The organism is Mesorhizobium sp. AA23, from assembly GCF_001672435.1.
Classification (GTDB): domain Bacteria; phylum Pseudomonadota; class Alphaproteobacteria; order Rhizobiales; family Rhizobiaceae; genus Mesorhizobium.
Window position 1 is genome coordinate 524,251 of sequence record NZ_LYTP01000023.1, and the last position, 13,306, is coordinate 537,556.

Below are 13,306 nucleotides of genomic sequence, written 5' to 3' on the forward strand. Positions count from 1 at the left end.
ACGGCTTCAGGAAGCAGCGGCTGGAGGACCCCTCATGGTGCACTACGCAGACGGAAAGCCGCTCGGCGACCTGACATTGAGGACGCTCGCCATGCCGTCGGATGCCAATGCGGCCGGCGACATTTTTGGCGGCTGGGTGATGGCGCAGATGGACCTAGCCTGCGGCATCCGCGCGGCCGAGCGCGCCAAGGGTCGCGTGGTGACGGCGGCAGTGAAGGAGATGTCCTTCGCCAAGCCGATGAAGATCGGCGACACGCTCTGCATCTACACCCATGTTGAACGCGTCGGCCGCACCTCGATGACGCTCAAGGTCGAGGCCTGGGCGCAGCGCTATCTCACCGACCTGATGGAGAAGGTCACCCATGCCGATTTCGTCATGGTGGCGCTCGACGGCGACGGCAAGCCGAAACCGATCCCAGCCGAAAGCTGACGGCGAACGCTTTTCCGGATAGGCAAATTTGTAACAACTCTTGCGCGGGACGTGCGTCCGGCGACATCCGATGGTTGCTTCCGCGCCCGACGGTGCGTGCCGCTGTAGGAAAGACAATGCGTCAACATATGCTGAACGGCTGGCTCGTGGCAGCCCTTCTCGCACTTACCTGCTTGCTCGGCATAACTGCCTATGCAGAAGTGAAAAAAGAGCTCCTGCGCACAGTGTGGATGCATGGCCTCGGGGCGGAGCAGAGTCAGGAAGCGATGTGCGCAGTCTGCTCCTTGGCGCCCCGTGGCAGTACCACTTCAAAAGCCTGAGTGCTCCTCTCAGGCGCGACCAAAGCCGTCAGGGTCGGGCGGGCATCAAGGTTGATGTGCCCTCGAATACGACAAGTCAAAAAGACACAACTGCAGACTCCTTGCGCAGTCAGCAACGCTGCGGAGCGATGCTCGCAACACGTTGCGCTTCAAGGCCTTCAGGGATGCTCGCCATCGAATTTCGCGCGCGCCGCGCGTACTCGATTGGTATTCTTTCGTGCCCATTCGCCGAGCGCGCCAACCGGCACCAGCAACTCGTGGCCGAGCTCGGTCAGCTCGTAATCGACGCGCGGCGGAATGGTCGGAAAAACCTTGCGCGTGACAAAGCCGTCCCGCTCCAGGCCGCGCAAGGTGATGGTCAGCATTTTCTGTGAGATGCCGCCGACGGCCGTGCGCAATTCATTGAAGCGCATCGGTCCGCCGCCCAGCTTGCCGACCACCAAAACGGTCCATTTGTCGCCGACCCGTTGCAGGATTTCCGATACGGCCCGGCAGTCCTCAGTGTTGTACGGGTGCCTCGGTAACAAAAATGTGCCTCCTTGTGCGCCACTTTGTCAGTATCACATATAGCGCCGGTATCCAAACGATACCGAAATTCCCCCGCAAGGAGAGCCCGCTTATGTCCAAACCCAAAATCGCCATTGTCGTCGGTTCGACGCGCGCCGCCCGCTTCGCCGACGTCCCGACGCAGTGGATCGCCAAGATTGCCAAGACGCATGCCGATATCGACGTCGAAGTCGTTGATTTGCGCGACTGGCCGCTGCCGTTCTTCGATGAGGTCGCATCCTCCGCCTGGGCGCCGTCGCAGAACGAGGTGGCGCAGCGCTGGCAGAAGAAGGTCGCCGAGTTCGACGGCTTCATCTTCACCGCGGCCGAATACAATCACGCGCCGACCGCCGTCTTGAAGAACGCCATCGATTACGCCGCCAATGAATGGAACAAGAAGCCGGCTGGTTTCGTCGGCTATGGCAGCGTCGGCGGCGCCCGCGCCGTCGAGCAGCTTCGCCTGATCGCCGTCGAGCTGCAAATGGCGCCGGTCAAGTCGGCAGTGCACATCGCCTGGGGCGATTTCCTTGCGGTCCGCCAGGGCGACAAGAAGCTGGAAGAGATCGAACATCTGAACCAGGCGGCGGCGGCGCTCATCAATGACGTTGCCTGGTGGGCGAAGGTGCTGAAGGCGGCGCGCGCCGCCGACGCGATCGCCAGTGAAGCCCAGGCGGCTTAAGCCGCTTCATCCTCCCAAAATATCATCTGCGGGCGGCGCTTGCGCCGCCCCTTTTATTTGCGGAAGCCTCGGTCGTTCGACAGACGATCGCTCAAGGATTTCGCTCTGCTGCCGCTTTTATGTCAGACATACTGGAGAAAGTCGGATTTCAATTGGGCATCCTTCGGGCGCAACCTTAGTCGTTCGCGTGAAGTTTGAAACGCCGATCGTCGTAGAAATCCAGATATCCCGAATGGACGGGATCCGCGAGACGGCGGGATTTCATGTAAGCCTGCGCCAGGACATGCGGACCGCCTTCAATGGGCTCAACCTCGATCGGGACGCGCAGGTTGCCGGGCTTGCCAACGGATTCGATCCGGTCAAGCCCGGCCAGGGCACGGTCGTCGACCGCGTAGAGCTCGCCCCTGACGTGGAAGCCGAGACCCGGTTCATTGAACATCATCGGAGCGAAGCGAGGTCCGGCAATCAGCATCGGGAAACGCTCACGGGTCCTGCAGGCACCGATGCACGCGGCCCCGGACAAACCCGCCTTGTGAAGAGGAAACCCTCTCTTCAAGGTTCCGAACACGAAGAGGTTGACGAGCATTCTCCGGAACGCCGGCCGAAGCTGGAAGTTCATCCGTTTTCGCCATGTTCAGGGCAGGCGCAAATCCGCATGACTCAAGAATTCCCAATCATCCTGTCGACGGACGAAGCCGCGAAAGCCGAGGCCGCCGCGGCGCTCTACCGCTATAACGTCGCCATCATAGGGACGGACGACCGCATTCCCATATGTGCCATATTGTGTGATGGCTCGGGCAAAGCTTTAGGCGGCCTATGGGGAAGGACCGAACTCGGTCTTCTGTTCTTGGACATGTTTTTCGTGCCCGCGCATTTACGCGGTCTGTCTTACGGCGCCCGGTTGCTTGCCGCCGTCGAAGAAGAGGCAAAGGCGCGGGGCTGCAGACGCGCCGTCGTGGAGACAAGCAGCTTTCAGGCGCCTGGATTCTACATCCGCCACGGTTATGTGGAATTCGGCCGCGTTCCGTTCGGGTTCGATGGGCAGGCCCGCGTCTTTCTTCGCAAGGAACTGGCCTGAATGGATGTTGGGAAAACCCGGCAGACCCCAGGCTCGCTATCGGCGCGCCATCGGACGGTGGCCGTCGGGCAGGCGGGTGGCGATCAGCTTGTCGATACGCCGGCCGTCGAGGTCGACCACCTCGAAGCGCCAGCCTTGCGCGTCCACGCATTCGCCGGTAGCGGGAAGGTGGTGCAGATGTGACAGCACATAGCCGGCCACCGTCTCGTAGTCGCGGTTCTCCGGCAAGTCGATGCCCAGCACCTCGGCCATCTCGTCGGCCTGCATGTAGCCGGCGAGCAGCCATGAGCCGTCCTCGCGTTTGACCGCGTTCTCTTCCTCGCCCGCATCGAGGTCCGAGCGGAAGACGCCGGTGATCGCTTCCAGGATGTCGGCCGGCGTGACGATGCCTTCGAAATGGCCGTATTCGTCATGGACGAGCGCCATGGGGACGTCCGATTCCCGCAGCCTTTGCAGCACGTCGAGCGCGTCGGCCTGATCATGGACGATTGGCGCGGTGCGCACATGCTGGCGCGGATCCAACACCCTGCCGGCAAGAAGGGCGGCCAGCACGTCGCGCGTCTGGATGACCCCTATCATGGCATCGACATTGCCGTCGCCCGCAGGCAGGCGCGAATGCTGGCTCTCCATCAGAAGCCGCTTGATGGCCGCCTCGTCGGATTGCAGGTTGATCCAGTCGACCTCGGTGCGCGGCGTCATCACGGCGCGCACGGCGCGGTCGCCAAGGCGCATGACGCCGGCGATCATGCGGCGCTCGTCGGATTCGATGGTGCCGTGATGCTCGGCCTCGGCGACCAGCATCTTGATCTCCTCGTCCGTGACCTTCTCTTCCGCCTCGCCGGCCTGGCCGAGCAACCACAAAACCGCGCGGCCGGAAATGTCGAGCAGAAAGACGAGCGGCGCCGATACCTTGGCGAGAATGGTCATCGCCGGCGCGGCGCGGACTGCGACGCGCTCAGGATCCCTGAGCGCGATCTGCTTCGGCACGAGCTCGCCGACGATCAGCGAGGCGTAGGTGATGACCGCGACGACAATGCCGACGCCGATGGGGTCGGCGATGTTCTCGCGGATGCCGGTCGAGGCCAAGTATTGAGCCAGTCGCTCGCCGAGCGTGGCACCGGAAAAGGCGCCGGAAAGGACGCCGACCAGGGTGATTCCGATCTGCACCGAGGACAGAAACTTGCCGGGGTTGGAGCCGAGGGCCAGCGCGCGGCCGGCACCCCTGACATTGCGGTCGATCATCGCCTTGAGGCGGGCCGGGCGCGACGAGACGATAGCCAGCTCCGACATGGCCAAAAGGCCGTTCACCAGGATGAGGGCGGCCACAACGGCGATTTCGAGGTATAGCATGCGGCGTCAATAGCATTGCTGCGGTGCATTCGAAAATAGCGGGTTGGGCGTTTTTCGAATTGCGCGGTTTGCCGCTTCGAGAATGCCGGATGCGCTAGGGCAATTGCTTCAACACGCCAACCACCGCCATACCGTCGGTGAAATAGGGATCGCCGCCGCCGTTCCTGCCGTTTTTCGTCGCGCCGATCCCCGGGATCTCGCTGGTCGATGTCAGCATGCCTGCGGTGCTGAGGTCGCCGATCAGCAAGTTGCGCTCGGCATCGATGTCCGCGCCGATATGGTGAGTGATGGCACCGGTGTCGTGGCTCAAGCCGACGCCGCGGTCGAAGCTGGCGGCACCCAGCCAGAGCGGGCGGCCGTCATCGCCGACGGTATTTGTCTGCCAGAAGCGGACGTGGTGGCGCCGGTCGGCGCTGTCGCCGACGGGCTTTTCGAAAGCGAGGTCCTGGGCGCGGCCTTCAAACAGCAGGCGGCTGATCGGCGCATCGGGATAGGGTCGGGAGAACAGGACGCTCTCGCCGATGTCGATCGCTGTCCTGAGCGTGACGGCGTCGGCCGTGTCCCAGCCGGCCACGGCAAAAGCGTGGACCACCTCCTTCTCGGTGCCGACAAGTCCAACATTGATAGGGTCGCCGGGAATGCCCTGCGGCGTATGCGTCACCATCTCGAAGCGCTGCGTGCGGAAGCCGTGCTCCCGCCAGGTCCAGAATTCCGGCGCGGCAAGGTAGGCAAAGCCAAGATAGAAAGCACAGAAAGCCGCCAGCCAGATCGCCGCGCGTCGCCTAAGGCTTCGCTCACCCACGAGAGACCACTCCCAAGCCTGTGCCCGGCCCACTCTATGCGGTGTTGGGCCGGTTGGGCAGTAGGCCGAAGGTCAGCGGCAGGCGCGGTAGCCGTTCCTGCGATTCTTGACGTCGAAGTGAAAGTGGTTGCGGTGGTCGTAATTGTAGCCCGGGCCGAGGACCGTGTTGAAATATTGGCAGCCGTCGGCGCGAACATTGTTGAGGAAGCCGCGGGTGCGGAACGCAAACAGGCCAGGCTTGCGAACGTCGATGTCGTTGCCATTGTTGAGCTCGATGCTCATGACGTCGAGCGCATTGCCCTTGCCGTGCTCCGACAAGACGCCCTCGCCGGCGATCTTGCGGCACGAATAGCTCGAGCCCTGGTGGATCGCCCTGACGCCGGAGAAATAGCGCCAGCGGGCTGCCGGCACGAGCTCGTTCCTGGTCCAGGCGGCGAAGGTCGCGGCCATGTTGCAGGTCAGTGTCGCTGCCGGTTTCATCTCGACGCTGCCGATGGCTGAAACTTTCACCGGGAAGTCGATGCCGCACTGGCCTTCGTGGATAGGCTGGATGTCCTGGTAAACGACGCCAAGCCGTTTCAGTTCATTGCGGCAGTCGATCTCGCCGGCCGGCATCTGCTCGGGCGAAGACAAGGGCTCATCCATGCGCGGATAGGCTGCCTGGGTCAGGTAGGGATCGGACGGAACAAGCCTCTGCATGCCGGAATATTGCGGAGCCTCGGGCATGGCGGAGGTCTGGCTGCCGACGTCGACGGCCGGCTGCAGCGAAAAGACATCGCCGGTGGTGCAGGCCGAGACCGCTGTGATTGCGAGCCCCGTTGTCATTCTGACGGCAACGGAGCGCGCACGAGTGCTTAGTCGCGCCAAGGCGAGGCTGGCGCCAAATATTGCGGCCATCGAAAGGCATCCTGTCCCCGGATGGCACAAGTCTAGTCGGCAAGAGTAAAGGAAAGATCAGCGCCGGCATTCACGCCTGGGGCCGAATTGCGGCATCTGTTCTTCGCACCCACTCATTGGCAGAACGTTCCGCCATTTCGTCTCGGCTCGAGGTCGAAGTGGAAGTGCAGCGCGTGGTCCGGATCGCTGCCTGGGCCGAGCACCGTCTTGAACGGCCCGCAGGCGGCCTTGCGGATCGTGTTCAGGAAGTTTGCATCTTTTTCGGGCGGCACCGGGCCGACCTCGATCGTCCTGCCGTCGGAGAGTGTGAAGGACGCGATGTCCAGCGCATTGCCGAAGGCGTGCTCCGAAAGCTTTCCACCACCGTTGCGCGGGCGGCAAACAAAGGCGGAGGCCTGGCCGATCGATTTGAGATCGGCGCCAAATTCGGCCTTCGCGGCGGGTTGGATGACTTCGACGGCAAATCGTGCCGCAGCCTCCGCCATTTGGCAGTTGAGTTCGGCTCCGGCGCCTATACTGATCGATTTTCCTAATGTTTTCATGACGATGGGATAGGGAATGGAGCAGCCGATCTCGGCGTCGTGCTCGGCCTTGTGCTCCTCGAATTCGACGCCGAGCGTCTTGAGGCGCTCACGGCAGGCAACCTCCTCCGCCGGCATCTTGTCGGCTGGCAGCTCAGCGGAGCGCGGATCGGGCAGTATTTTGTTGTCGTGGGTATCAGCCGGCTTTTCAGGTGGCTTCGGTGCGGCAGCGGGCGGCTTCGGTTCCGCGATGTCGGGTCGTTGCGTCGGAATCGGCACCGCAGACGGCGCCTCAGGTTCGCCTTCCGTGTCGGTTGACGGCTCGGTGGCCGAAGGCTCGGGATGCTGCCGCTTTCCCTCACGAGACTTTTCCTGATTGATCGGGTCAGATGCGTCAGCGTCCTTTGGACCGGCAGCCTTCTGCTCTTCCAGCGTTGCGGTGCCGGCCTTTTGCGCTTCCGCGGGCCGTGGTTCTGGCACCAGAGCATCGGCGGGCAAGATCGGCTGGTCCTGCGTTTGCTGTTGCGCCAGCTTTGGCGCGACTTGCTGCTTGCCGCGCGATCTCACGCGGTGCTTGCTCCTCGGCCGCAGTGGTTGATCCGCCCGCTGCGTCAACGGCTGCTCCATGCGCGGTGTCAGCGGCTGCCTGTGACGATGCTTGGCATCGGCCGACGTGGCCAGCAAAATCCCCGCCGCCAAAGGCAGCGCCAGTCTGCAAAATCCGCAAAAGCTCAGCCTCGCCATCGGCCGGAAACGGGCCCGGCATCGCAAGGTTGCCTTGGACGCTGCGGCGCTGCGATCAAAATCGGTTAAGGCGGACATCGTTTGGGGTCGGCGGCCGGCGGCTGTCAGTGTCACGCATGCAACTGCCCCAAAGACCGATGGGACGCGCCTCGTTGCCGGCGCTCAGGCGCCTGGCTGCAGGCGGCGGCGGTCGACGCCGAGACCCGTTTGATCGAGGAGGCCCTTGCGCTTGGCGTCGTAATAATAGCCCGTCTGATAGAGCTGGTCGGCCCGCTTGGCGTTGCCGCCCGAGACCAGCCAGGCGCCGCGCAGATATTTGACAGCGTATTTGAGATTGGTCTCGGCGTCGAACAGGCCGGCTGCCGGCCCGTCATAGCCCATGCCGCGTGCCGTCGCGTGCTTGATCTGCATCAGCCCCCAATGACCGTGATTATAGGCCTTCGGATTGAAGGTGCTCTCACGGTTGACGACATGGCGCACCAGATCGACCGGCACTTCGTAGATCGCCGAATATTTCTCGATCAGCCGCTCGATCTCGGCGCGCGGACCCGTGGCATCCTGTTGGGGGCCCGGTTGGGCAAGCAGCGCCGGGTTCTGCGGCATCACATAGGCGACCTGCTGCACGCCCGGCATGGGAACCACCTTCGCAGATTGGCCGGTGACCGGCATGGCAACAGCGGCAGTCCGGTAGACGGCGGCCTGCTTGAGCGCACCGGGGCCGGTCGGCGATGCGCCGGCCATCAGCACGGGCGGCGGCGGAAACTGCCCGGCCACGGGTGTCGAGCCGGCGAACGCGGCAGGTTGCGCCGGCGGCGGGAGGGCGGCGCCGGGCTGCGCGGGCGGCGGCAACGGCGCGCCAGCCGTCGTCGCGCCAGGCGCCGTCGCCCCAGGTGCCGTCGTCAGGGCCACGGCATCGCCGGTCAACGCCGCCGTTTGCACCTGAGCGAGGCCGGAAGGCTCCGGCAGCACAGCAACGGTTTCGGGCAGCGCGATGGTTGGTGTGTCGTCCTCGGCGGCCGGCGTCGATGCCGCCGCAAGCGCCGGCGAGGGTTTCATCTGTGAGGTCGAGGTACAGCCGCTGAGGCCGGCAGCGGCAACGAGCACGCCGATCGCGGTGAGGATGATTTTCGCTGCCAAGCCCTGCAGGTCCGATTGTCCGTTGTTGAAAAGTCCTTACACCAGCGATTCCAACCGGGCAATCAGGGCCAGTGTGCAGCTTTCGGGTGGCGAGACTCGAAGCAAACTGCGATATTGTTCCCCATCTGTACTGGAGATGTACCCGTTTGTCGCAGTTTGCGGAAAGGAGCGCACCCATGGAAAACGCATTGCCGATCACGGCCGGCCACGCAGTGTTAGAAACAGTGATCGGCTTCATGGGCATCGCCTGGAGCGAAAAGGGCCTGATCCGGCTCTGCCTGCCCGAGCGTAGCCGCGAAGCGGTCGAGCGCCGCCTGTTTCGCCATGCCGGCGTCTCTACCTCCACCGAACAGCCGCAATGGGTGGTCGAACTGATCGCCTCGATCAAGGCCTATGCGGCCGGGGAGGATGTCGATTTCTCCGGCGTGCCGGTCGATCTCGACGGCGTCGACGATTTCCGCCTCGCCATCTATGACGCTGCGCGCAAGCTCGGCTTCGGCGAGACCACCACCTATGGCGAACTGGCCAAGCGGGCCGGCCATGCCGGGCTTGCCCGCGAAACCGGTGCAGCCCTCGGCGCCAATCCGGTGCCGCTGGTCATTCCCTGCCACCGCATCCTTGCCGCGGGGGGCAAGATCGGCGGCTTCTCGGCTACTGGCGGCTCGGCCACCAAGGAGAAGATGCTGGCCATGGAAGGCGTGCGGGTCGGTCCGCCGCCGGCCGCTCAGGCATCATTCGCGTTCTGACACAGCTTGCCGAAAGGACTCTAATGGCGTGGGAAGATCCGCCGTCGGAAATGCCGGTCGAAGTCCGGCCGTTTGCAGATATAGACGGGGCAGGATTTAGTATCGGCGCTCGGCACATAGGCCCGCGCTCTCACCTCGCCCATGTTGCAGAAGCGCTCGTCCCGCACATAGCGGTCATAAAGCGGCAGTCCCGGCACGCGCGTCGACTGATAGCGCAGGATGACCGCGCCCTGCCTGGCGATCGTCGCCCGCACGCGGTCGCAGCTCATGCGCGTCGGGTCGTAGCGCGAGACGGCCTGCGCCTCGGCGGCCACCAACATCAGGCAGGCGGCAAGCAGAATTGTCCTCATGATCTTCTCCCTCAACAGCAAGCGCATCTTCCCTCCACAACGCATCCCCGGCTGCAAACCTTCCAAGCGCAGTGGGCTCCGTTGGACGCTATCGCGGCACATGCCGGTAACGCCATCTTGTTTTCGTTCGCGAACCATACTATATCCGGCGCATTGAATTTGGCCGATCGATCGGGCCGCGATCTTCGCGTTTGCTGACGTCTATCTCCAAAATTTCGATACCACCGGCCGGGCTTTGGTCCGGTCAAACGAAGCAAATGTGAAGGACTCTACATGGCAACTGGTACGGTTAAGTGGTTCAACGCCACCAAGGGCTACGGCTTCATCCAGCCCGACAATGGCGGCGCGGACGTTTTCGTCCACATCTCCGCCGTCGAGCGCGCTGGCATGACCACCCTCGTTGAAGGCCAGAAGATCAGCTTCGAGATCGAGCAGGACCGCCGCACCGGCAAGTCCGCTGCTGGGTCTCTGAGCAAGGCAGCCTGATTTGGCGCTGGCATTTTGCAGCCGGGCGTGATCGCCTGGCATTGCACAATGCGCCTAGTTAGCGACGCGCACCGGGCGAGAGCCTGGAGCGGGCGGCAAGTCACGGATGTACTGACGGTCGTGCGATAAGCGCGCCGGAGCGAAAGGACCCGACAAGCTGGAACAGCAGATAGCTGCCGGCCCGGCCCCAACGCTTCCGATCAGGCTACCGGCATAGGAAGGCGGGCATTGTCCCGCCTTTTTTGTTGCCTGAATTGGCAAGCCGCCGCCCGCGCTTGTGGTCCCACTTTGCTGCCGGCAAACTGCGTGACCAAAGGCAGTTCGCCGTACCGGCCGACAAGAACTTCACTTCGATGAGACCAATCCGCGACATCCATCCCTCCATTTCAAAAGGTGGGAGAGCTTTGGTCGGCGAGGATAGACGACACTTATCGGGCCTTGGCCCTCGAAAGCGCTGATGCTTCGACTGGATCTGGATCGGCACCCCATGCCGAATACGATCGTCTCATCAAATAGCCAGCATTCGGCGGCTGCAAAATGCTGCGGCATAGAAACAGACTACCCCACCCACTCGATCGGCACGTGCCCCTTGTCCGTCTCGACCCGCTTCAGCCACTCCACCACGGCCGGATAGGCGTCGAGCTGGAAACCGCCCATCTCGGCGGTGTGAGTGTAGGCATAGAGCGCAATGTCGGCGACGCTGTAGCTGGCGCCGGCAAAAAAGGCGTTCTGCTCCAGATGCTTGTTCATCACGCCGAGCGCCTTGTTGCCGCGCTCCAAGGTCAGCGCCAACCGTTCCGGCGTCGCATCCTTCGCCCTCTAGGGAAATGTGAGCAGCGCCTTGCGCACCGCGATATAGGGCTCGTGGCTGTACTGCTCGAAGAACAGCCACTGATACGCTAGCGCCCGCTCATATCTGTCGGCCGGCAGGAAGCGCGTGCCTTCGGCGAGATAGAGCAGAATGGCGTTGGATTCAGCGATGCGTCGGCCGTCGTCGAGCTCGATCAGCGGCACCATCGCGTTGGGGTTCTTGGCGACATAGTCGGCCTTGCGCGTCTCCCCGGTGTGCGAGCTCACTTCGATGCGGGTGAAGGGAATGCCGAGCTTTGCCATCAACAGACGCGGCTTGTAGCAATTGCCGCTGTCGATCATGTCATAAAGGATCATGGCCCTCTCCGCGCGCGACGAACGATCAGCTGCCTCTAACTCGCCTGTGCGGGGTTCATCCAGTGATTTGTTTTTGAGTGAAAGCATCAGCGGCGCTGATGCAGAGGCACTACCTTGTTGTCCATACCGAGCAGCGCATCGATCGCCAGCGGCTCTTCGTTGAAGATGGTGCCGGCGAGCGCCGGGCGGGCGAGGTGATATCCTTGTAGGAGGTCGACGCCGCCATCGAGCGCGACGCGCAGATGCGTGGCATGCTCGATGCCCTCGACCAGCACCTTGGCGCCGCGGTCGTGCAGCGTCGAAACCAGCGGCCGGAAGAACCGCTCGGCGGCTGCATGGCGGCAGAACTCGGCAAACCAGCCGCCGTCGATCTTGACGATGTCGGGCGACAGCAGGCTGATGCGCGCTTCGGTCGAATGTCCAGTGCCGAAGTCATCGATGGCGATGCGGACACCGTCACGCCTCATCTCGCGCACGAGACCGGCGAGCACATGCTCGTCGGCTGCCTGCTCGGTGATCTCGCAGACCAGCATGGCCGGTTCGAGGCCGAAATCGCCGAGATGCCTGGCCATCAGCCGGATCTCGGCGAGCGCCCGCCCGAAATGATCGTTGATCATCGGATTGTAGTTGAAGAACAGGGTAAGGCCATCGACGCCGATGTTGCGGTAGTTGCCGAGATGCAGCATTCGGCACATCGTCTCGACGAACAGCCGGTCCTTTGCCACAACGCTGTCGAAGAAAACTTGCGGCGCAACGGGCGTCGCGACGCGCCGCGGCTCGATCAGCGCCTCGACGGCGACGGGTTGCAGCGATCTGCCACGCGGCGCGAAGATCGGCTGGTAGGCGCTCCACAGCCGGAACCCGCCATAGACGCCGAATTGAAGGCCGATCTCGTCTTCGAAGATCGCTTCGGCGACACTTCGCCGCCTTTCGGGGCGCTGCCTGTCGGGCCGCCCGATCATGGCGTCACCTTGCGCCCAAACGCCTTGGTTGGGCGAGCTGACGCCACCGGAGCGGGACTGGCGGCCGCTGTCGTCTTGCCCTGCCCGGCCGCGGGCGCCTGCACACTCTTGCCGAAGACGCGAAGACTGGTCGAGGCCAGCTCCGGCCGGGCAAGCACATAGCCTTGCACCATTGACGCCCCGGATTTCTCGGCGAGCTCGAGCTGCCAGCCTTCCTCGATGCCTTCGAAAACCGTGCGGATGCCCTGATTTTCGAAGCTCGTCACCATCGTCGTCAGCAGCGCGAATCCGGCTCCGGACTCCATCAGCTGCGTGATCCAGTTGGCGTCGAATTTGACGATGTCCGGCCGCAATTCCTTTATGCGGTTGATGTCGGATTCGTCGGCGCCGTAATCGTCGACGGCGATGCGGAACCCGTTGGCGCGCAGCGCCTCGACGAAGCTGTAGAGCGTTTCCTGCGAAGCCGATTTCTGCTCGGTGACCTCGCACACGATACGGCGCGGGTCGATGCCGGCCTCGTGCAGCACCAGCCGCATGTCGCGCAGCGCCTTGTCGACGATGGCGCGGTCGGTGAACACCGACGGATCGAAATTGACGAAAATCGACGCCTCTTGCGGCAGACAGCCGCCGGCGTTGAGCAGATGCAGCGTCCTGGTCAGCGCCTCGATATGCAGCCGGTCGCCTGCGGGGCAAGTGCCGAAGAAGCTCATCGGCGATTGCGGCTCACCGTCGCGGAACGGGCGGATAAGCCCCTCGAAGGCGACGAGCGAAAGCTTGCCTCCATCGAAGGCGAAGATTGGCTGGAAGGCGCTCTGCAGCGTGTAGATTCCCCAGACACCGCTTGAGGTGCCGTCATCATGACGGATGATATGGGCAAGCCCGATGCTGCGCGACAAAGGTCCCTCGCTCCGCAGAATAAGCGGAATTCGATCTGCCATCCTGCCAGCCAAGGGTTTACCGCTCGTTGATGAATTTATAGTTGCCGCTCACGCCACCTTGACCTCTGGATCACCCGACAATGCTTGCGCTTGGCCCGATGATGCGACATGAGAGGCGCCGCGGCCGCTCCTGGCCGCGCCCTTCTCTTGGAG

15 protein-coding genes and 1 pseudogene are annotated in these 13,306 nt (G+C 63.2%); 5 read left to right on the forward strand and 11 right to left on the reverse strand.

Annotation, left to right across the window (positions count from 1 at the left end; all coding sequences use genetic code 11):
* Positions 1-34: 34 nt before the first annotated feature.
* Positions 35-430: an acyl-CoA thioesterase gene (locus tag A9K66_RS19160; RefSeq protein WP_067326635.1), complete on the forward strand. Its 396-nt coding sequence runs from the start codon at positions 35-37 to the stop codon at positions 428-430.
* A gap of 478 nt (positions 431-908) precedes the next feature.
* Here the strand turns inward: A9K66_RS19160 and A9K66_RS19170 are convergent, their stop codons facing one another.
* The gene (locus A9K66_RS19170; protein WP_066994462.1) at positions 909-1,277 is read right to left on the reverse strand and encodes a helix-turn-helix domain-containing protein; all 369 of its coding nucleotides are present in this window, start codon (positions 1,275-1,277) and stop codon (positions 909-911) included.
* Between the two features lie 92 nt (positions 1,278-1,369).
* Here A9K66_RS19170 and A9K66_RS19175 point away from each other — a divergent pair, with 92 nt between their 5' ends.
* Positions 1,370-1,975 carry an NADPH-dependent FMN reductase gene (locus A9K66_RS19175; RefSeq protein ID WP_067326641.1) on the forward strand — a complete coding sequence of 202 codons (606 nt, stop codon included), beginning with the start codon at positions 1,370-1,372 and terminating at the stop codon, positions 1,973-1,975.
* 175 nt (positions 1,976-2,150) lie between these two features.
* Here the strand turns inward: A9K66_RS19175 and A9K66_RS19180 are convergent, their stop codons facing one another.
* The gene (locus tag A9K66_RS19180) at positions 2,151-2,594 is read right to left on the reverse strand and encodes a gamma-glutamylcyclotransferase family protein (RefSeq protein ID WP_156751099.1); all 444 of its coding nucleotides are present in this window, start codon (positions 2,592-2,594) and stop codon (positions 2,151-2,153) included.
* 36 nt (positions 2,595-2,630) lie between these two features.
* Between A9K66_RS19180 and A9K66_RS31515 the strand changes: the two genes are divergently transcribed.
* Positions 2,631-3,053, forward strand: a complete 423-nt coding sequence (locus A9K66_RS31515; RefSeq protein WP_067326644.1) for a GNAT family N-acetyltransferase — start codon at positions 2,631-2,633, stop codon at positions 3,051-3,053.
* Between the two features lie 36 nt (positions 3,054-3,089).
* Here the strand turns inward: A9K66_RS31515 and A9K66_RS19190 are convergent, their stop codons facing one another.
* The 5 genes from A9K66_RS19190 to A9K66_RS19210 all read right to left on the reverse strand — a co-directional run bounded on the left by A9K66_RS19190 (position 3,090) and on the right by A9K66_RS19210 (position 8,504).
* Positions 3,090-4,403, reverse strand: a complete 1,314-nt coding sequence (locus tag A9K66_RS19190) for a hemolysin family protein (protein ID WP_067326646.1) — start codon at positions 4,401-4,403, stop codon at positions 3,090-3,092.
* 94 nt (positions 4,404-4,497) lie between these two features.
* Complete coding sequence (locus tag A9K66_RS19195; protein WP_067326649.1) at positions 4,498-5,205, reverse strand: LssY C-terminal domain-containing protein; 708 nt, start codon at positions 5,203-5,205, stop codon at positions 4,498-4,500.
* A 72-nt stretch (positions 5,206-5,277) separates the two neighbouring features.
* On the reverse strand, positions 5,278-6,030 hold the full coding sequence (locus tag A9K66_RS19200) for an extensin family protein (protein WP_245299594.1): 753 nt from the start codon (positions 6,028-6,030) through the stop codon (positions 5,278-5,280).
* 185 nt (positions 6,031-6,215) lie between these two features.
* Positions 6,216-7,250: an extensin family protein gene (locus tag A9K66_RS19205; protein ID WP_067327149.1), complete on the reverse strand. Its 1,035-nt coding sequence runs from the start codon at positions 7,248-7,250 to the stop codon at positions 6,216-6,218.
* 279 nt (positions 7,251-7,529) lie between these two features.
* Positions 7,530-8,504 (reverse strand): lytic transglycosylase domain-containing protein, encoded by a 975-nt coding sequence (locus A9K66_RS19210; protein ID WP_067326652.1) that lies wholly within the window; start codon positions 8,502-8,504, stop codon positions 7,530-7,532.
* Positions 8,505-8,680: 176 nt separating this feature from the next.
* Here A9K66_RS19210 and A9K66_RS19215 point away from each other — a divergent pair, with 176 nt between their 5' ends.
* Entirely contained in the window at positions 8,681-9,250 is a 570-nt protein-coding gene (locus A9K66_RS19215; RefSeq protein WP_066994936.1) for a methylated-DNA--[protein]-cysteine S-methyltransferase, read from the forward strand.
* 20 nt (positions 9,251-9,270) lie between these two features.
* Here A9K66_RS19215 and A9K66_RS19220 read toward each other — a convergent pair whose 3' ends face one another.
* Positions 9,271-9,600 (reverse strand): hypothetical protein, encoded by a 330-nt coding sequence (locus A9K66_RS19220; protein ID WP_067327152.1) that lies wholly within the window; start codon positions 9,598-9,600, stop codon positions 9,271-9,273.
* A gap of 273 nt (positions 9,601-9,873) precedes the next feature.
* Between A9K66_RS19220 and A9K66_RS19225 the strand changes: the two genes are divergently transcribed.
* The gene (locus A9K66_RS19225; protein WP_066994534.1) at positions 9,874-10,086 is read left to right on the forward strand and encodes a cold-shock protein; all 213 of its coding nucleotides are present in this window, start codon (positions 9,874-9,876) and stop codon (positions 10,084-10,086) included.
* A 558-nt stretch (positions 10,087-10,644) separates the two neighbouring features.
* Here A9K66_RS19225 and A9K66_RS19230 read toward each other — a convergent pair.
* The 3 genes and pseudogenes from A9K66_RS19230 to A9K66_RS19240 all read right to left on the reverse strand — a co-directional run bounded on the left by A9K66_RS19230 (position 10,645) and on the right by A9K66_RS19240 (position 13,111).
* A pseudogene (locus A9K66_RS19230) lies at positions 10,645-11,253 on the reverse strand (glutathione S-transferase family protein).
* An 86-nt stretch (positions 11,254-11,339) separates the two neighbouring features.
* Positions 11,340-12,215, reverse strand: a complete 876-nt coding sequence (locus A9K66_RS19235; protein WP_067326654.1) for an EAL domain-containing protein — start codon at positions 12,213-12,215, stop codon at positions 11,340-11,342.
* On the reverse strand, positions 12,212-13,111 hold the full coding sequence (locus A9K66_RS19240; protein ID WP_067326657.1) for an EAL domain-containing protein: 900 nt from the start codon (positions 13,109-13,111) through the stop codon (positions 12,212-12,214). The genes A9K66_RS19235 and A9K66_RS19240 overlap by 4 nt, the downstream gene beginning before the upstream one ends.
* Positions 13,112-13,306 lie beyond the last annotated feature (195 nt).

Bases quoted from the DNA above. Each gene is read 5' to 3' on its own strand.
- A9K66_RS19215 (WP_066994936.1), top strand. From the start codon at position 8,681: ATGGAAAACGCATTGCCGATCACGGCCGGCCACGCAGTGTTAGAAACA.
- A9K66_RS19235 (WP_067326654.1), bottom strand. From the start codon at position 12,215: ATGATCGGGCGGCCCGACAGGCAGCGCCCCGAAAGGCGGCGAAGTGTC.
- A9K66_RS19180 (WP_156751099.1), bottom strand. From the start codon at position 2,594: ATGAACTTCCAGCTTCGGCCGGCGTTCCGGAGAATGCTCGTCAACCTC.
- A9K66_RS19160 (WP_067326635.1), top strand. From the start codon at position 35: ATGGTGCACTACGCAGACGGAAAGCCGCTCGGCGACCTGACATTGAGG.
- A9K66_RS19220 (WP_067327152.1), bottom strand. From the start codon at position 9,600: ATGAGGACAATTCTGCTTGCCGCCTGCCTGATGTTGGTGGCCGCCGAG.
- A9K66_RS19190 (WP_067326646.1), bottom strand. From the start codon at position 4,403: ATGCTATACCTCGAAATCGCCGTTGTGGCCGCCCTCATCCTGGTGAAC.
- A9K66_RS19205 (WP_067327149.1), bottom strand. From the start codon at position 7,250: ATGGAGCAGCCGTTGACGCAGCGGGCGGATCAACCACTGCGGCCGAGG.
- A9K66_RS19225 (WP_066994534.1), top strand. From the start codon at position 9,874: ATGGCAACTGGTACGGTTAAGTGGTTCAACGCCACCAAGGGCTACGGC.
- A9K66_RS31515 (WP_067326644.1), top strand. From the start codon at position 2,631: ATGACTCAAGAATTCCCAATCATCCTGTCGACGGACGAAGCCGCGAAA.
- A9K66_RS19175 (WP_067326641.1), top strand. From the start codon at position 1,370: ATGTCCAAACCCAAAATCGCCATTGTCGTCGGTTCGACGCGCGCCGCC.
- A9K66_RS19200 (WP_245299594.1), bottom strand. From the start codon at position 6,030: ATGACAACGGGGCTCGCAATCACAGCGGTCTCGGCCTGCACCACCGGC.